We start from the raw sequence: 19,827 nt of genomic DNA, 5'->3' as shown, positions 1-19,827 counted from the left end.
TTTAGCTCGTTAGTTAATTATATGCTTGTTGTAGGCAATATTGGTTTAAGCGTTTTACCCTGTTTATCTATCGGATATTGCGCATTTTGCTTTTCTAATTTACTGATCATTAGTTTCATCATGCGAGATAATTCTTTTGGTTGCGATGATGCAATATTGTTTGATTCTGTAGGGTCAATTGCTAGGTTAAATAGTTGATACTGTTTAATTGTGGTCTTTCTATGCTTGGTTTTTATTTTTGGTAAGTAGTTATAGATTACTTTCCAATTCTCTAAGCGGTAGCTAGTAAAATAAGAGTGTCTATGTTCATGTGGAAAATGCATTAAGAAATCGTTGTCACGATTTATGTTTATTTCTCCAGTTAATTGCTTAGCTAAGTTCACACCGTCAATTTTTTGTGATTTGGGATTTTCTACCGCAGCTATTGATAAGATGGTTGGATAAATATCCAATACAGATGCTACTTGTGTATTGATTGTATTTGTCGCAATAGGAAAGCGTTGTTGTGTTTTACTATTTGGCAATGGCTTTGCCCAAGCAGCAATGAATGGTGCTCTCATGCCTCCTTCCCAACTAGTGCCTTTTTTACCTTTTAGCGGTGCAGAACTGGCAATTTCATTATTCTTACCTAAAGGGGCGTCACCACCGTTATCACCTAAAAATATTATTAATGTGTTTTCTGCTATACCTAGCTGTTCAAGGGTGCTTGAAATATCACCCAATGATTTATCCATTCCTTCAACTAATGTTGCATATGCTTGAGCTTGCTTAGACATACCTCTGTTTTTATACCGTTTGGCAAACCTAGGATCACTATCAAATGGTGCGTGAACTGCGTAATGAGACATGTACAATAAAAATGGTTTATCTTCAGATACGGCTTGAGTGATTTGCTTATTTGCCTCTAGAGTTAGTGCTTGAGTTAGAAACACATCCTTACCATGATAGGCTTCTAAATGAGGAATATTGTGCGTTAGCGGCTTGTCTTTTTGTTTATATTTAGCATGATTTCCGTAATTGTTTTCACCGTAATAACTTTTTGGGCGTCCCCATGCTGCACCAGCAATATTGACATCAAATCCAATGCTTTTAGGTTCAGCACCTTCACTATTTAAAGGACCAAAATGTCCCTTACCGATATGAATGGTTTTATAACCGTTGCTTTTTAATAATTGTGGAAAGGTAATGTTACTGCTCTTTAATCCCTGCCAATTCCATTGTTTAGGACCAAATTTACCATGGTTATTTTCACTAGGATTTATCCATGTTGTTGTGTGGTGACGAGTGGAATTTTGTCCAGTTAATAAAGATGCCCGTGTTGGCGAACAAACACTTTGTGCATAAAATTGACTAAAGCGTATCCCTTTTTCGGCAAGCTTCTCCATATTGGGTGTATGGTACCAGTCATTCAATGGCTGTTTTATGGCCTTGCCTTTGCTATCGGTTATGAATGGAACAGAGGTATCCATCAACCCCATATCATCAACTAAAAATACAATAATATTAGGTTGTGACACTTTTGAAGCGGGATTTTTGTTATCTTGCGTTGATTGGCACGCTGTCATTAATGAAGTGACGACTAATAGCGTAATTAAGTTTTTCATTATATATCCTTAGAGTCTAAACACACGGGTCTTTGTCCTAAAAACGCCCTGCCTCAGGACAACGTTACCAAAATGTGACTTGCTTAATATAAAGCACTTTGGGGTGGGTTTGCAATCCATATTATTCAAATGATTAATAGAATTGACAATGAAAGGGGGAACGTTTACCTTATGTTTTATGTTTCGATAAATACTAAGAATATATTATGAACAATGAATTTGATCCTACTGAGCATCCGCATCGACGATATAACCCTCTAATTGATGAATGGGTCTTGGTCTCCCCGCACCGAGCAAAGCGACCTTGGCAGGGGCAAGTAGAAAAACTTGATGAACAAGAAAAGCCTGCTTATGACAACGAATGTTTTCTTTGTGCCGGTAATACCCGGATAAATGGTGAAGTAAATGATGATTATAAAGATACCTTTGTCTTTACCAATGATTTTGCTGCAATCAAACAGGATACCCCGATTGTTAAAAGTGATGATCCTCTTTTTAAAATGGCAACAGAGCAAGGTGAGAGCCGAGTTATCTGTTTCTCCCCTGATCATAGTAAAACCTTACCTCAGCTTTCAGTGGAAGAGATTACCCACGTAGTTGATACGTGGCAGAATCAATGTGAAGAATTAGGAAAAACTTATACATCGGTGCAGGTTTTTGAAAATAAAGGCAGTGTTATGGGCTGTTCTAATCCTCATCCCCATGGACAGATATGGGCACAACAGCAATTACCGACGTTAGTAATGAAAAAACAAAATGCGCAACAGTCCTATTTAAAACAACATAGCAGTAATTTATTACAAGACTATGTGGCTAGAGAAATCGACAATAAAGAACGTATTGTTGTGAAAAATGATGATTGGCTCGTTGTTGTGCCTTATTGGGCTGCATGGCCGTTTGAAACCTTGTTACTACCACGCTTTACGGTATCACGCATAACCGAACTTAACGAACAGCAAAAGATATCTTTGGCGGATATTCTTCAGCAAATAACCATCAAGTATGACAATTTATTCGAATGTTCTTTTCCTTATTCAATGGGCTGGCATGGCGCCCCCTTCGATGGACAACACCATGAAGAATGGACATTGCACGCCAGTTTCTTTCCTCCACTATTAAGATCTGCCACGGTACGTAAATTTATGGTGGGTTATGAAATGATGGCTGAGGCCCAGAGAGATTTAACTGCAGAGCAAGCCGCGCAGCGTTTACGTGATTTATCTGATACCCATTACAAGGAGCAAAGCTAATGGCTCAGCAATTTCCAGAGCAGCAAGACATAGCACAATATGACTTAGCACAAATATTATTTGAACAGCAATTCAAACGTTCACCAGAGCTTATTTGTCATGCGCCTGGCCGGGTAAATTTACTTGGCGATCATACTGATTACAATGATGGTTTTGTGCTTCCAGCGGCGATTAATTATGGTACAACCATTGCCGCTTCTGCTCGTGAAGACAAATTGGTTAAAGTATACGCCCATGATTGTGACCAACAAACAAACGAATTTAACCTAAATGATATTTCATTTGATCAACAAATGATGTGGAGTAATTATGTTAAAGGAACCTTACAAGCGTTGATGACAACATATCCTGAGATTAAAGGTGCTGACTTTGTTGTGACGGGTAATGTGCCACAAGGTGCAGGATTAAGCTCTTCGGCTAGTTTTGAAATCGCTATTTTAAAGGCATTTTCACAGCTCTATCAATTAGATTTAGACGGTATCAAGGCGGCGCTTTTAGGCCAGCAAGCAGAGAATAACTTTGTTGGTTGTAACTGCGGCATTATGGATCAACTGATTTCTGCCATGGGGCAGAAAAATCACGCCATGTTGTTAGATTGCAAAGATTTATCTTTTGAAGATGCACCTATCCCTGATGATTTAGTGCTGTTTATTGTTAATTCCAATGTAAAGCGTGGCTTGGTTGACAGTGAATACAACTTAAGACGAGAGCAATGTGAAAAAGTTGCTGAGCATTTTGGTGTTTCTGCGTTGCGAGACGTTACCTTAGAGCAGCTCATCTCAGCGAAAGAACAACTTGAGCCGTTATTATTTAAACGTGCTCACCATGTTATTACTGAAAATTCTCGCGCAATAACTACCTTAAAAGCGCTTAAAAGTAATGATATGGCGACGATTAGTGTCGCAATGAAAGAGTCTCATGCATCTTTACGAGATGACTTTGAAGTAAGTACTAAGGAAATGGATGGTTTAGTGGCTATTATCGATAATGTTTTAGGGGCTGATGGAGGTGTTAGAATGACTGGCGGTGGTTTTGGTGGCTGTGTTGTCGCCTTAGTACCAACAGCTATGGTTGAACAAGTAAAAGATGCTGTCAATAGCCGTTATGAAGAAGAGTTTTCTTTAAAACCAAGATTTTACCTATGTACTGCAACACAAGGGGCATTTAGATAATCTCTTTAGATAATTTAAAGTAGGCAATTTAAAGTAGATAAGTCGCTAAAATAGAACGCAAGAAAACTAAAATATAATAACTAAAAGATATAAGGAAAAATGATGGAATTTGCAAACAAACTGGGGACCTTAGATAGCACAATTTTTGTTGTCTATGTTATAGGGCTATTGTGCCTTGCACTTTGGATTTCTCGAAACGAAAAAAAGGAAGGGGCTAATACTGAAGATTATTTCTTAGCCAGTAAATCTCTTCCTTGGTGGGCTATAGGTGCTTCTTTAATTGCTGCAAATATTTCAGCAGAACAAATTATTGGTATGTCAGGCTCGGGTTACGCGATTGGTTTAGCCATTGCTTCTTATGAATGGATGGCAGCCATTACCTTGGTGATAGTGGGTAAGTACATGTTGCCTATTTTCTTAGAAAATAAAATTTTCACCATGCCGCAATACCTTGAACAACGTTTTGATAATAAAGTTAAAACGACCATGTCAATTTTTTGGTTAGCGGTATACACCTTTGTCAACTTAACCGCAGTATTATGGTTGGGTGGTATGGCTATTGAAAGTGTTGCTGGCGTAGATTGGATGTTCGGCATGATATTTCTAGCCGTTTTTTCTGTGGCTTACTCTTTATATGGCGGTTTAAAAGCAGTGGCTTTTACCGATATTTTACAAGTTGTATTATTAGTATTTGGTGGTTTATTACTAAGTTATTTAGCGTTAGACGCTGTTGCTGATGGACAAGGTGTTTTAGCTGGTTTTGGTATTCTTACCGATCAAATGCCAGAGCATTTTGACATGATCTTAAGTCCAGAAAATGACCATTACATGAGCCTACCAGGTATTTCAGTATTAATTGGTGGTATGTGGGTGATGAACTTTAGTTACTGGGGTTTTAACCAATATATTATTCAGCGTGCGTTAGCTGCGAAAGATCTTAAAGAAGCGCAAAAAGGTATTGCTTTTGCTGCTTACCTTAAATTGTTAATGCCACTAATTGTTGTGTTACCGGGTATCGCAGCTGTTGTTCTTTATCCTACATTAACCACACCAGATCTTGCTTACCCATCAATGATGGCATTAATGCCTGTTGGTATAAAAGGTTTAGTTTTTGCTGCTTTAGTAGCTGCTATCGTTTCATCACTTGCTTCAATGACAAACAGTATTTCTACTATCTTTACCATGGATCTTTATACGCGCTTTAAGCCGAACGAAAGCCAACGTCACTATGTACATGTGGGTCGTATTGCCGCATTAGTTTCTTTGTGTATCGCTTTACTTGTAGCTCAGCCATTACTCGGCAAGTTTGACCAAGCATTCCAATATATCCAAGAATTTACGGGCTTCTTTACACCAGGCATCGTGGTTATATTTGTTATGGGTATGTTCTGGAAACGAGCAACATCAGCGGGCGCGTTATCGGCGGCATTGGGCTCAGCAGTCTTTTCGTTAATACTTAAATTTTCTTGGCCAGCATTACCGTTCATGGACAGAGTTGGCCTAGTGTTCTTACTCTGTTTAGCGCTTTGCTATGTGGTCTCTATATTAGGCAAGCCTAATACGACAGATAGCAGTGTTGATTTAGATAAAGTGAGCTTTGAGACAACAAGTTCATTTAATATTGCCGCAGCTGGTGTAATCGTAATTCTTACGGCTTTATACGCTACTTGGTGGTAAAGAAGCGATAAACACTTAGAAGAAAGTAAAAAAAATAAGTAGTAAAAGGCCAAGTAGTTGGCCTTTTTTATGATTAAAGGAAAAGAAATGAAAGTATTAGTCACAGGTGGTGCCGGTTATATAGGTTCTCACACGGTTTTATCATTGTTAGAAAATAACTATGATGTTGTCGTTTATGACAACTTAGTAAACTCAAGTATTGAGTCAATTGACCGTGTTGAAAAGCTCGCTGGAAAGAAGGTTGAGTTTGTTGAAGGTGATATCTGTAATAAAGATAAATTAAGCCAAGTATTCAAACAATTTAAAATTGATGCGGTTATTCATTTTGCGGCGCTTAAAGCTGTTGGAGAATCTACTCAAATACCATTAAGTTATTATCAAAATAATGTGCATGGTACCGTTTGTTTGTTAGAGGTTATGCAACAACATAAGGTACATAACTTTATTTTTAGCTCATCTGCAACGGTTTATGGCGAAGAAAATGACGTGCCATACGTTGAAACGATGAAGTTAGGTACACCTTCAAGCCCTTATGGTGCGAGTAAAGTGATGGTCGAGCGAGTACTGGCTGATTTAGCACTCTCTGACCCTAATTTTAGAGGCGTATCACTGCGCTATTTCAATCCTATTGGCGCCCACGAAAGCGGTACCATAGGTGAAGACCCAAAAGGTATTCCCAATAACCTGTTACCTTATGTCGCCCAAGTTGCAGTGGGTAAACGTGACAAACTGGGTATCTTTGGTGATGATTATCCAACGAAAGATGGCACGTGTGAACGCGATTATCTACACGTAATGGATTTAGCCCAAGGCCATGTTGCCGCATTAGATTGGTTAAATCGTCATTCTGAATTTAGTGGTGTTGAAGCGTTTAATTTAGGTACCGGTAATGGCACTTCGGTGTTTGCTATTGTTAAAGCATTCGAGCTAGCCATTAATAAAGAAATTAAGTTTGAAGTATCACCAAGAAGAGCAGGGGACTTACCTGCATTTTGGGCTAACGCCAATAAAGCTAACCAGCAACTTAACTGGCAAGCGAGTAGAACGTTAGAGAAAATGATGGAAGACACATGGCGCTGGCAATCAAATAATCCAAATGGGTATTTAGCTTAATGACTGAACTTGCAGGCAAAATGGTAGCAGAAGTGGCAACAACACTGGAAACAACTTTAGAAACGGTAAGACTAACCAATGACTATGACATGTCGGTTGAAGTTATTAACTTTGGGGCCAGAATTAAATCCATTAAATTTCCGGTAAACGATAAACCAACACAAATGATAGTTGGTTATGCCTCAGCACAGGAGTATCTAAAGGATGAATTTTATTTAGGCGCAACCTGCGGTCGCGTGTGTAATCGCATTGCCGGTGGCAAATTTGAGCTAGACTCAAAGCAATATCAGTTACCGCAAAATGATGGTGAAAACTGTTTGCACGGTGGCGATGATAATTTTGCTTTGCGTTATTGGCAAATAGACAAAAAAAACCTCACCAGCTCTTCAGTGACTTTATCGCTAATTTCTCCCGATGACGATCAAGGCTTTCCCGGAGAATTAACGTTATCTGTCAATTATCAATTAAGTAATGATAATAAGCTGAGCATACAATACTCGGCTAATACTGACTTGGCCACGGTAATCAATTTAACCAACCATGCTTACTTTAATCTGGGTGAAAATGATTGCCAGTCCTTATATTTGCAAATGATGTCACCGGCCATTTTAGAATCTGATGCCGCTAACATCCCTACGGGTAAAATAGTGACCGTTGCAGATTCGGATTATGATTTTAAAGAACCAGCTTGTATTGGCGATAGACAGCAGAACGCTCAAGATAAGTCCCTTAAAGCAAAGAACGGCTTTGATCATTGTTTTGTGCTGAATAATACCCCTTTGGCAGAGCCTAAAGCGATATTAACGTCTTTACAGAATCAAATTAGCTTATCTATTTACACCGACCAGAGTGCAATACAACTTTATACGGGTTTCTATTTAGGTGATCAATTTTCGCCATATCAAGGTTTGTGTTTAGAGGCACAAAATTATACAGATGCAGAAAATAATGAGCACTTCCCTAGTAATATATTAAGGCCAACCGAACAATATCAGCGAACAATTATTTTTGGTTTTGACGCTATTAATTAAATGAATTAGTTGCAGAAGAGTAACTTTTGCACAGAGAATTAAAATCCAGCATCAGTTAATTTGAATAGATAGTTAAAAGGTCGATAAAAACGTACCGGATGGACTTATAAAGGAGTCATTGTAGGAAAAATTGCTTAAATAGCATTTAAAACATTTATTTAACCTTTAGTAATGTAAAAGTATGTAAGTTTTATTGCTGAATAATTAGAGGTAGAATAGATTATCCTGTGTTGTGTTGAATTCTTCCGTATTTAATAATACTTACTCTAATTATCGGTTATATGAAATTTTTTATCCTTATATTTATTCTTATTTACGACCTTGGTTTGTTTGTTGGTATTACCCTGTTTGTATCTCGTTATTAATAAAAAGCCCATAAGAAATGAAGAGGACTTTGAAAGTGGTATTCAGGTTTTAACTCAAAGTGATACTCAGGTTTTAACTCAAAGCAAAGTTTTGTAAATGCTCTGGTGATTTACCGGTAAATAACTTTATATAGATAATAAGTTAGTTTTTATTTTTGCTTTATATTTTGAAAGAAAAGGTGAAATATGTCAGACAACTCAATGTATGAAAAGTCAATGTCTTCAATTTCCTATAGTAAGGCATATATTGCGGTTAACCGTTTTGGCTATGGTGCGCGTGGCGATGAACTTGTACAAGCTAAAGCAAACCCAAAACAATGGATAATATCTCAACTATTGCCTATTGCTTTTAATTCGTCATTACCTCATTCAAATGATATTTTTATTGAGTTTGCAAACTATAGAAAAGCGCAAAAACAACAGAAAAATAAAAAACAGCAAAGTAAAAATAATCAGTCTAATAGTGAGATGTCTAAAAAGGTAAAGTCTGATAATAAAATGAATAAAAAAGGCATGGTCAATAACTCTGCTCGTCATATTTTGCGGAGTATGTCTGTTGATACACTTAATCGAGCAATCCAATCATCCCATAGTGTCAGTTGGCGACTACTTGATTTTTTCTCTAACCATTTTAGCGTCAGTGCTAATGGTCGATTAATGGTTGGTCTTAGTGCAACACTAGAAAGAGAAGCGATTGCACCCAATTTACTCGGTAAGTTTGAAGACCTGTTACTGGCGGTTGAGCAACATCCCGCCATGCTTATTTATCTTAACAATGAAAAATCTTTTGGTCCCAATTCAAGGGTCGCTAAAAAAAGAAAAATAGGCTTAAATGAAAACCTTGCCAGAGAGATCATGGAATTACACACGCTTGGGGTTGATGGCGGATATAGCCAAGAAGATGTAATTGAATTGGCTAAAGGAATTACGGGTTGGAGCGTTAAAAATCCAATAAAAGAACGAGGTGCTGGTTTTACCTTTAGAGCACATGGTCATGAGCCGGGTTCAAGAACTTTATTGGGTAAAGAATATTCAGAAAAAGGCATAACTCAAGGTCAGCAAATGCTTCGCGATTTGGCGATTAATCCAGCAACCGCAAAGTATGTTTGCTTTAAACTTGCTCATCATTTTGTTTCAGAAAACCCTCCTGCATCTTTACTCAATAAAATGGAAACGACTTGGATGAAAACGGGCGGAAATTTAAAACAAGTGATGGTGAGCTTATTTTCTGCGGATGAAGCTTGGAGTGCTAGCGCTCAAAAATTTAAAACCCCCAGAGAGTTTGTTATATCAGCTAATAGGGCGATAGCACTTAAAAAGATTAAGCCTAAAGTTTTATTTAATTCTTTAGTTAGTCTCGGGCAGCAACCCTTTACTGCAGGTTCTCCTGCAGGGTTTAGCGATGATGAAAGTGACTGGCTAGGAGCTAGTGCTCTAATGGCTCGTATAGATTGGTCAACAATGGTATCAGGCTATCTCAAAAGATCGAACGCGGAAAAAGTAATGACAGTATCGTTGGGGGACAGTGTTAGCCAACATACTTATCAATCAGTTATGCGAGCAGAAAGCCGTCAACAGGCAATGACGTTGTTATTAATGAGCCCAGAATTTCAAAGGAGATAATGATGAAATATTCTAACGAACAACAAATTAATTTGTCTGAAAAATCATCAGGTTTATCTCGTCGAAAATTTATTAAAATGGCCGGTACTGGCTTAGCCGTTTTATCATTTCCCATGAGCTCAGCTTTTGCAAAAGGGTCAATTAAAGCGAATAAGAATAGCCCTAAAATTGTTTGGCTAGTTTTACGTGGCGCATTAGATTCATTACATACTATAGTGCCGACATTTGATCCACAGTATAAAAAATTACGTCCTAAGTTATCTACCAGTTTTAAAACACCTTTATTGCCGTTAGAAAAGGGCTTTGCGTTACATCCATCGCTGATAAATTTACATCAATGGTATCAAGAAAAAACCATGCTACCCATAGTTGCCGTGTCATCTGGTTATCCCAAGCGTTCTCACTTTGATGGGCAAGATTTTTTGGAAAGTGGAAAAGGCGAGATAGACCAATACAGTGGTTGGTTGGCAAGGGCAATCGACATAAAACATAAGAAAGCCTTAGCGGTTTCGCGTTCAACTCCAATAAGCCTACGTAGCAGTGATCAAGTCAATACTTGGTATCCATCAAAACTTAAAGATGCAGACGATGATATTTACTCCGCGTTAAGCCAGTTGTATCAATATGATGAATCATTAAAAGAGAAATTAAAAAAAGGGCTCGAAGTTAAGGGGCTCGTTGAGTCTGAACCTTCAAAGGCTAAGAAACGTAATGGAAAATTTATAGAACTCACGAAAGCGTGTGCAAAGTTAATGATTGGGGATGAAGGTCTTGATTGTGCGATGTTAGAGCTTGGTGGGTGGGATACCCACAATAATCAAAGCAATCGTTTAGAACAAAAGTTGACTGAGTTAGATAATGGCTTGGCAGCATTGAAATCTGGTTTGGGTGAGGAATGGGCCAATACCGTTGTTATTATTGGTACAGAGTTCGGTCGTACCGCTAAAGAAAATGGTACTGGAGGTACAGACCATGGTACCGGTAGTGCCTTATTTATTGCCGGTGGAGCGGTAAATGGTGGTAAAGTTGCAGGTCATTGGCCGGGGTTAAAAGAGGATGAGCTATTTGCACAACGAGACTTAATGCCAACCTCTAATAGTTTTGGCTGGATTGGTAGTGTGCTTTCACAGCATTGGCAGTTTAGTGAAGCAGAGTTGAAGGGAGTTTTTCCACAAATGAAATCGTATGACAAAAAGGTAATTAAAGGTAGTGTTAGGTGTTAAATCGTTGTCGAGTAAGTTGTTTCCTATTCAGATGTATTCGCTAAGTCGTTATGAATCAAGTGTATTAAGGTTGTTGATATTTTGAAAAAATTTCATTTGTTGAGTTTTTATTTTATTTGTTTTTATTCTTTTTTTAATGTTAAAGCTGCTGAGATAATAGAGCATGAGTTTCAAAAGAAAACCCCTATTTCAAACCAACAATGTGTGTCATGCCATGAACAATCCCAGCACGATTGGCAACAATCAGACCATGCTAAATCTATGGCACTTGCTAACAAGCAAAGCATACTCGCAGATTTTAATAATGTTGACGTGAAGCATTACGGGCAAAAAGCACATTTTTTCATTAAGGATAATCGCTACCTAGTTACTATTTCTTATGACAACAATACAGATACCTATCCAATAAAATACACTTTTGGTCATTTCCCTTTACAACAATACTTAGTTGAAACTGAAGTGGGGAAACTGCAGATACTTCCTTTTGCTTGGGATAGTAGAACACAAGAAAAGGGGGGGCAACGCTGGTACCATAATTATAGCCATGAAGAAATTCGTCCAGAAGACCGTCTTCATTGGCGACAACCGTTACAAAACTGGAATGGCATGTGCGCTGATTGTCATTCAGATGGTTTAGTTCGGGATTATAATGCGGATAAAAACAGTTTTAGTAGTCAGTTTGATAATATCAATGTTGGCTGTTTGTCTTGTCATGGTGATATGTCAGAGCATGCAAGTCAAAATGCAGTTGCAAATACTGGCACAACAACTAAACGAACCACCAGAGGTGATGTGACATCTATCAAGCACCCAACAGGGCAATGGCTAAGAAGTATTGGCGAGACAACCGCACATTGGCAAGGTGATAAACGAGACAATAACTTTATGGACGGTTGTTTTGCATGTCATGCACTTCGAGCACCATTAACGGATGGTATTCAACCCAAAGTACCTTTCTTGGACCAATTTACGCCACAACTACTTGCTCCACCTAATTATCATGCTGATGGTCAAATAAAAGAAGAGGTCTATGTCTATGGTTCATTCTTGCAAAGTAAAATGTATGCAGCTGGGGTTAATTGTTTAGACTGCCACGATAAACACACCATGAAACTCAAAATTGAAGGTAATGGTTTGTGCCTTCAATGTCATGGTGCTGAGGTTTATAACGTCAAAGAACATCATCAACATCAAGGTAACTCTTCTGGTGCGCAGTGTGCTAATTGTCATATGCCTGAAAATAGATATATGGGTGTGGACGATAGACGAGACCATAGTTTTAAAATACCTCGACCTGATGTTTCTCAAGCCTTTGGTACACCTAATGCCTGTATAAAATGTCATGATGATAAATCTAATCAATGGGCAAGTGACAACCTAGAAAAGTGGCATGGACAACCGAAAAAAACATCCAATAGTAAACAATTACTAATGATATTAAATAGCGGACAAGCAATCTCCTTAGAGCAACACTTGGCGATTATTGTCGATAATCAACTTGATATCATTAGTCGAGCGACAGCCATTCAATTACTTAGTTACACTGCATCATCGCTTAGTTCAGATGTTTTGGCGCCTTATTTAGCTCATTCAGAACCTTTATTAAGGTTAAGTGCAGCTACCGTAGCTGCATTAATGTCGCCTGCAGATAAAATTAAATACTTAAGTCCTTTGTTAAAAGACAAATATAAATCTGTAAGAGTGGCAACAGCACGTAATTTAGTTACAAGTGATATTTCTTCTGTTAATCAACAGCTCTTTGATAAGGCATTTAAGGCATTAATTCATGCCAATAAAGTTAATAGTTGGCGTGGTGAAGGTGTGGCTAACCAAGGTGTTTTAGCCATTGAAATAAATGACTTAACACAAGCAGAAGAATCTTTTAAAAAGGCGATTAACATAGAACCGTATTTTGAAGCGGGTTATATCAATTTAGCGGATATTTATCGAGCACAACAAAAACCATTCTTAGTGGCTTCAGTGTTATCGAAAGGGATTAAAAATAATCCGAAATCTGCAGACTTGCACTATTCCTATGGCTTACATTTTGTGCGTCAGAAAAAACTAGATAAAGGGGTTCTCAATTTTGAAAAGGCGATGATGTTGATGCCGAATAATCCTCAATATGCTTATACTTATGTCTTAGGCTTGGATGGTGCAGGGCAGAGTAAACATGCATTAACAAAATTAAAAGCGCTAATCATAAACTATCAAGATAAATCTCAACTGAAAGAGTTGGGGTTATATTTATCACAAAAGTTGAATTTGAGAACTGAGTATAATTGGTTTATGACGTTATAAATATTCATGAGACACTTTGGAGCGTTAGCACTATAGAATAGTTATTCAAAAGTTCAGTCCAATTAATTAAAAATTCAATGAAGAGCAAAGTTATTGAATATGTTGGTTGCTAATTCAGATGTAAGCTATTGATCTCAAATGACTGGTACTGCTGCTATTTTTAAACCAATAGAATGTGATTTTACACGTAAGTTGTTGTATATAAGTTGTTTATGTCGTTTAGGTGAGCATTCTTGAGGGGCTGGTGACTTAGGTCGTGGGGGTTCAAGTCCCCCCATCCGCACCACTCAATTTGATAATGAGGACCAATAAAGACCGTTAATCCTTTAAAAACAAATGTTTGGCGGTTTTTTTATGTCCGAAGCACTCCTCTAGAGGGTGGTGACATCCTAACGTTTTAGTGGTGTTTTTAGTGGTGTAGGTTCAAGAACTTTAAAAGTGATACCACTAAAATGACTAGGAAGACGACACCACTTACTAATATACTCAAGCTAAACAAGTAAAACCCACTGATAAGTTATGTAAGCTTTCTGATGGTGATGACTATGGTTTGCAGTTATGGGTCAAACCAAATGGCTCTAAATCATGGATGTTAGACTACACTCACCCATTAGTAAAAAGCGTTCTAGGATTTTAATCTAATTTAGACTGCTCCGTTAAGGTTTTAGATATCAACCAAAACACAAAACCTATCAGCAGATCGTCACCTAGCAGCTTATGTTTAAAAGGATCACAAGGAGGAAATCGCGAGAATTGATCCTAAAGTTGATAAATGGAAGATAATAAAAGCAATGTCGACCAATTATTTGAAAGTTCTATCTACAAAATAGTGTTATTGCTACTCAGGCACTTATCTCTCTACTTCAACGCAATTTCGTCCTGAGTCTTTTGCTCGATACAATGCATTATCTGCTCGCTGAGTTAACAACGACACGGTCGTGTCAATGTCACTGAGTTGGGCAACACCTAAGCTAATAGTAACCACCAGATTATCATCAATTTCTTTCATATCTATTGCCGCAATGCAGTCACATAAACGTTGTGCAATCTCTGCTGCACTGTCTAGTGTAGAATCAGGTAAAACCACCATGAACTCTTCGCCGCCAGTGCGACCGACACAATCGTTTTTTCGCATGGCAAGTTGTGCTGCGGTTGATATTTTTTGTAGCACACGATCACCAATTTCATGGCCCCAAGTATCATTAATACGTTTGAAGTAATCAACATCAAATACTAATAAACTCATAGGGGTCTTGGCGTTACGGGCCGCATTCATGGCCTGTAATGCTTTTGCCTGTATACTGCGTCTGTTTGGTAGACGAGTTAACTCATCAGTCATTGCCATGCTATGCATTAAACGGGCACGCATAAATTGACGATATGCCCAGATCAATATTAAGATCAATAAAATCAGTGATAAGCCAATCACCACGGCTTGCCAACGTTTACGTTCTTCTAGTGATTGTAAACGAGCTTGTTGGACGGTCTGTTCAGCTTTGAGTGTTTTATTTTCAACTTCTTTGCGGGCAGCATCGAATTCTATACGCATGCGTGTGGTATTTTGTTCGCGTAGTTTACTTGCCAGTAATTTTTGTGTCTCGTTATACGCAACATTCGCTTCATATGCTTGCTGCCAATCTTCAAGTTTAGCCAATGTTTTCGCTTTTACATTCTGAATCCATACCAAGTAGCGAAAATTGTTTTGGTTGCTCATGGTTGGCTCTGCGATTTTTATATGCGTTAACGCTGATATGTAGTTACCATCGGCGTACTCGGCTTTCGCTTTAAATAGGTGCCACAGCGACCAGCTGTCCGGGTTGAAATCTGGGTCTAGCATTGGCTCTGCTTCGTTGAGTCGTTTTTTTGCCTCTGCAATTTTGTCTGTTTGTAACAAAGAATCAGCGGTAGAAACAAGCATTGATGAAATTGACACTTTATTACCACTCTTATAAGCGGAAACCAACAAGGAGGCGTAAACTTCTTGGGCTTGTTCGTGATTGCCTAAATCATCCAAAATCAGTGCCCGCACATACCGTGTATTTTCAAGTTCTGCTAAATAGCCTCTTTTTTCATAAAACAGTTCAACTTCGGTCATCAGGGTTAATGCCCGTTTAAAATCGCCCATACGACGATAAGTATTACCTATTTGGCTTAAATTATCGTAAACCCAATAAGGTGCTTTTGCTAGTTCGTAATGGATTTGTGCAAGCTGAAAGTCTTCCAAAGCTTGCGCTAAATCGCCTTTAAGTGCGGCCAACGATGCTCGAGTCGACAGGGCATCAGCAATGAGTTTTGAATCGTTAATTTCAGTAGCTATTTGTAAAGCAGTATTGTAATCACGCTTTGCTGAAACATCGTCAGAAGCCTCTTGATAGAATGAGCCACGACAAAGGGTTAAATCAGACTGGGCCCTTTTGTCTACTTCCGCTATTGCTTTTGAAAGATAGGTATTAGCTTTCTTGATTGCGGACTGCAGTAATTCCGATGTATCGGCTTGCAGCATCCAACAATCTAAGGCGTTATAGCGATTTTGTTGTTTGTTATCCTCGGGTTCCAACCACCCCTGCAATTCCTGTAAACTTCTAAGGTATTCGTCAATGCCACCGATGAGCTCTGCATTCTCGAGAAGAAGAAAGCGTTGTTCAATTTCCGCTGTATTGGCTGCAAGCGTTGTGGGGGTCGAAAATAGGGTCAGAAATACCATTGCAATACTTAGGTATAATATGAAAGTTTTATGTAATGATTGTACTGCCATGTGCGCTCGATAATCTGTGTTGTCTTAGTCACTAAACGGTTAATAGTTATAACAATAGTTGGTTCTTTGTATAAAGTCGACAAGTTATTAGGGTATATATCTGTTATTAATCAATATCCTTGAACACAGGTATAGTAGTCTAATAAAAGACACAAACAATAAGGGGTAATACGTAGTGAATGCGTTGCAAAGGAATACATGAGCTTCCAACAGAAATGTGTTTTTAATTATTTACGACGCAGTCATTCGATAAGCAAGGTAAGAGCGATTCATTGGTAAAAGAGCCTTTTCAGAAAGCACATGCTCTTACCTATGGGGAATGTCTGCTATCAAGTAAATTGTCAGAGGAATGGGATTGTTGAATTATGTCCGCTGTAGATCAAAAAATACAAAGAATTCAGTCTGAATTTTAAAATGCTAAGGTCAGTAAAGTGGCAAAAGTGACGATTCCCATAATTTAAGTGAGTTGAATTTTATTAGTCAGTATTAAGGCTAACAAAGTGCGCAATATAGAAGTAAGATTTTAAAATTGTGAGTGTTTGTCGAGGTCAACTAAACATCAGTTTGTAGACATAAGCAAGTCGACAGCATAATTAAAAACCATTGGCATAGCGGCCGTTCCAAAAATAAGTTTTGAGGCTCATTACATATTGCAAAAAGCAAAATACAGTTATGGAACGAGAACAATTTCTATGACTGCTGCAAGCTCATTCCTGCCGGAGGTATTTCATCTCATAGCGCTAACTAATACCACAAAGAATACCTATTTTAGTCGTGAGTTCATCACTGTAAATAGTCCGCTTAGCCACAATTGCGGTAATAGGGACTATAAATTTAAGTGACTGCTCTGCTGACTACAGCAGACAAAAGGGGAGATAGTGTTAGGGCTAATGTTTTCATATTAAAGAAGATAATCTATTGAAGTGGTCAATTAAATTCAGACAACCCTGTTAATAAATGAGGAGTACAGTCAACATTAAGACATACCCTGTATCTCATCTAATCGCTGGTTTATCTTATCAAGCAGTGGTTTAAACTTATTTTCAGCCATTTTTTTGTTATAAATATAAATTCCTATCGAAGCTAAGGTACAGAGCAAATAATATACTTTAAGTGAGAAGCTAATATGTAAAGTACCTGTTTCATCCATAGTTGCGCCTGCGGAAATTAAAAGGAGTCCAAGTAAAATAGGTATAATATGCCACCAAACAAAAGTTCTTAGTAAATCTAACTGCTCAAGCGTTCTTTGTTTTTCCATCAGCAAATAATTTTTCATATTATTATCTTTTTTAACTTTGATCATTCTCGCTTTAACTAATTTGTAAGGCGTAAATAAACACACATATATCCAGATACTATAGCCAATTGACTGAACTGTATTTTCTGAATTTAGTAAGAAATAGACAATAAAAGGTAAAAATAGTATTGCTGCGGATATTTCAATTATGTTTTGTTTTTTTACCAAGGCATCTATTTTATTGACTTCTCTTGCCAATGGTTCGCTTGAAAAGGCCAAACTAGCATCATTATTTTTCTGAGTAACTTCATTTTGCCACTCTTGTTTTAGATCATCGAACATCATGATTATTCTCCTATATATTGTTGCTGGTACGACTGTTTTATCCGTTTCAGTCGTGCTCTCACCGCACTTGCTTTGATCCCTATTACCTCTGCCATACCCTCAGAGGTAATACCATCTAAATACATCATTAATACATTCGCATCTATATCACCGAGAGTTTTCATAAAATTAGTTAAAATATCAGCCTGACAACTTTCTTGACCCTGTTGCTCATCTTGTATATTTAGGTTTGACAAGGTGTCATCTAACGCTCTATTTTTTATATTTTTACTGACAAAAGTACATGCGGTATTTAAAGCGACCTTATAAAGCCATGTTTCCCTTGATGAGTGATTTTTAAACGAATCAAAGCTACGCCATAGTTGCAACAGTATTTCCTGATACATGTCTTCAAATTCTTCAGGCGTACAATAACGAGAGACGATATGACGTATCCGCCCCTGATTATTTTCTATCACGCTATCAAATTCTTTATGCAATTGACTTTTCTCGCATTTAGTTAGGTGCATTTATTTTAATATTAGTTGTTTTAATACATCTAGCCCTAAGCCGGTCACTTCTCGCGTGCCATTTGCGAATATAACAACTCCAACGTCACTCGATTCATCAAAACCGATAAAACTGACAAAACCACCAACCATGCCATCGTGAAGAACAATATTTTTAGCATTATCTGGTGACAATGATAAAACAGGCCAGCCTAAGTTGACTTTTGCCCCTTTTTTAGTTGGTACTACATACTTTTCTTGTTGAAAAATAGGTGTTTGATATGCTTGCATGCGGTCATCTAAGTAAAGCATCATATCGCTCAATGACGAGCTAATTGCACCTGCACCAGCTAATGCTTCAGAAAATTTTGCACTTGCAGATTTAGTCGTAATCACTAGGTTTCCTGTTCTGCGGTATTGTCCATAACTTTGCACCGCTTTATCAGCAGAAGCATAGCTGTTTGTTCTAGTCGCTGTCATATTTAACGGTAATGCTATTTCATCAGCAATAAGTTGCGCATAAGATTTATTCTCTAAGTCACTAATTAACATGCCAAGCAAACCAAAAGCCAGATTAGAATAACTCGCGTATTCTTCTTTATTTAGCTTGGCAGAACTCAAGTAATCATTAACATAGTCTGTTGTAAATGGATCCCAAGCATTACCAAACCTTAGTGCGTTGAGATGAGTCAACATTGTCGTCCAATTATAACCACTTGGTTCACGACTTAACCCTGATGAATGAGTGGCTAACTGTTCCCAAGTTACTTTAGTTAGTTCATGGTTTTTCGACGAAATAGATTTTGGTAAGTAAGGGCCTATCTCACTAGTTAACTGAATATTATGCTTATCTAGCACTTTAATCATAGCTGAAACGGTAAAAGTCTTTGTAATAGAGGCAATTTCAAAAATTGAATTGCCATTAAGTTCAAAGTCATCTTCAGGTGGGCTTTGACTAAAGCAGGTTGAATAGTTTTGTTTGTCTTTAATAATTCCAACACATAAGTCTCTAATGTCTTGTTCACGAATAAAGTTTTCTAATTGCTGATGCGTTTGAGCCGTTAATTGGCCAATATCTCCCTGTTGCCAATGCTTTATTGTAGTATCTGGCTGCCAGCTAAACCTAAACCCGATAGCAAACATCATGACTACTGCCGCCATTGGCAAAGCTTGTCTCATGACTTTTTTCCATTTGGGCACTGTATTATTTTTAGCAACAAATTTTTGATACCTTTTATCAGAAACTAATTTTAATTTACGTCCAATAAAAAAGAGCGCTTTTGCGATAAGCACTAATAATACAACATCAATAATTATTCCAATAAACAGCATCTCAGCGGGAGCAAATACTTCATTTAAGACCCTGAGAGTGTTTTCGATTATTTCCATCATGCATTTACCTCACTAACAACAAAATAATAAGTAATTAAACAGTTCTTATAATTAGTCTGTTGCTCAAGGTGTTTGTGACTTTTGTTATTAACTTTATTCACTAGATAAAATATTTCGACAATATTTGGGGAACATCACTATTGCTGCGCTTAAAATGTCAGAAAACCTAGTGAAATGGCTGCCGTAGACCTTAATCTCATTTAATAGCAAAAATATCACAGCCAATGACTATTGAGATTATCAATGATTAT

The 19,827-nt window shown here is 37.7% G+C and carries 13 protein-coding genes and 1 pseudogene; 9 read left to right on the top strand and 5 right to left on the bottom strand.

Annotated elements, in window-relative coordinates:
• Positions 1–17 precede the first annotated feature (17 nt).
• On the bottom strand, positions 18–1,604 hold the full coding sequence (locus CXF71_RS08595; protein ID WP_101232548.1) for a sulfatase: 1,587 nt from the start codon (positions 1,602–1,604) through the stop codon (positions 18–20).
• A 206-nt stretch (positions 1,605–1,810) separates the two neighbouring features.
• On the opposite strand from CXF71_RS08595, the gene CXF71_RS08590 reads away from it, so the two are divergent.
• The 9 genes and pseudogenes from CXF71_RS08590 to CXF71_RS21885 form a co-directional block, all read left to right on the top strand.
• Positions 1,811–2,854: a UDP-glucose--hexose-1-phosphate uridylyltransferase gene (locus CXF71_RS08590; RefSeq protein WP_101232547.1), complete on the top strand. Its 1,044-nt coding sequence runs from the start codon at positions 1,811–1,813 to the stop codon at positions 2,852–2,854.
• Positions 2,854–4,026 (top strand): galactokinase, encoded by a 1,173-nt coding sequence (galK, locus tag CXF71_RS08585; protein ID WP_101232546.1) that lies wholly within the window; start codon positions 2,854–2,856, stop codon positions 4,024–4,026. The genes CXF71_RS08590 and galK overlap by 1 nt, the downstream gene beginning before the upstream one ends.
• A 102-nt stretch (positions 4,027–4,128) precedes the next feature.
• A complete protein-coding gene (locus CXF71_RS08580; RefSeq protein WP_101232545.1) occupies positions 4,129–5,703 on the top strand; it encodes a sodium/sugar symporter in 1,575 nt (524 codons plus the stop codon).
• 87 nt (positions 5,704–5,790) lie between these two features.
• Entirely contained in the window at positions 5,791–6,816 is a 1,026-nt protein-coding gene (galE, locus tag CXF71_RS08575) for a UDP-glucose 4-epimerase GalE (RefSeq protein WP_101232544.1), read from the top strand.
• Positions 6,816–7,847, top strand: a complete 1,032-nt coding sequence (locus tag CXF71_RS08570) for an aldose epimerase family protein (RefSeq protein WP_101232543.1) — start codon at positions 6,816–6,818, stop codon at positions 7,845–7,847. The genes galE and CXF71_RS08570 overlap by 1 nt, the downstream gene beginning before the upstream one ends.
• 551 nt (positions 7,848–8,398) lie before the next feature.
• On the top strand, positions 8,399–9,835 hold the full coding sequence (locus tag CXF71_RS08565) for a DUF1800 domain-containing protein (RefSeq protein ID WP_101232542.1): 1,437 nt from the start codon (positions 8,399–8,401) through the stop codon (positions 9,833–9,835).
• Between the two features lie 2 nt (positions 9,836–9,837).
• Positions 9,838–11,058, top strand: a complete 1,221-nt coding sequence (locus tag CXF71_RS08560) for a DUF1501 domain-containing protein (protein ID WP_101232541.1) — start codon at positions 9,838–9,840, stop codon at positions 11,056–11,058.
• Positions 11,059–11,139: 81 nt separating this feature from the next.
• Positions 11,140–13,359: a multiheme c-type cytochrome gene (locus tag CXF71_RS08555; protein ID WP_232771421.1), complete on the top strand. Its 2,220-nt coding sequence runs from the start codon at positions 11,140–11,142 to the stop codon at positions 13,357–13,359.
• 538 nt (positions 13,360–13,897) lie between these two features.
• Positions 13,898–13,996 (top strand): annotated as a pseudogene (locus CXF71_RS21885) (hypothetical protein); the annotation flags it as partial.
• A 213-nt stretch (positions 13,997–14,209) separates the two neighbouring features.
• On the opposite strand, the gene CXF71_RS08545 reads toward CXF71_RS21885, so the two are convergent.
• The 4 genes from CXF71_RS08545 to CXF71_RS08530 all read right to left on the bottom strand — a co-directional run bounded on the left by CXF71_RS08545 (position 14,210) and on the right by CXF71_RS08530 (position 19,576).
• Complete coding sequence (locus CXF71_RS08545) at positions 14,210–16,063, bottom strand: GGDEF domain-containing protein (RefSeq protein ID WP_157826719.1); 1,854 nt, start codon at positions 16,061–16,063, stop codon at positions 14,210–14,212.
• Between the two features lie 1,027 nt (positions 16,064–17,090).
• Positions 17,091–17,696: a hypothetical protein gene (locus tag CXF71_RS08540; protein ID WP_101232539.1), complete on the bottom strand. Its 606-nt coding sequence runs from the start codon at positions 17,694–17,696 to the stop codon at positions 17,091–17,093.
• Positions 17,697–17,698: 2 nt separating this feature from the next.
• A complete protein-coding gene (locus CXF71_RS08535) occupies positions 17,699–18,205 on the bottom strand; it encodes an RNA polymerase sigma factor (RefSeq protein WP_101232538.1) in 507 nt (168 codons plus the stop codon).
• Positions 18,206–19,576: a serine hydrolase domain-containing protein gene (locus tag CXF71_RS08530; RefSeq protein ID WP_101232537.1), complete on the bottom strand. Its 1,371-nt coding sequence runs from the start codon at positions 19,574–19,576 to the stop codon at positions 18,206–18,208.
• Positions 19,577–19,827: the final 251 nt, after the last annotated feature.

The sequence above is a fragment of the Colwellia sp. 12G3 genome (genome assembly GCF_002836775.1).
Taxonomy (GTDB): domain Bacteria; phylum Pseudomonadota; class Gammaproteobacteria; order Enterobacterales; family Alteromonadaceae; genus Colwellia.
This window is presented reverse-complemented; position numbering and strand designations above follow the sequence as displayed.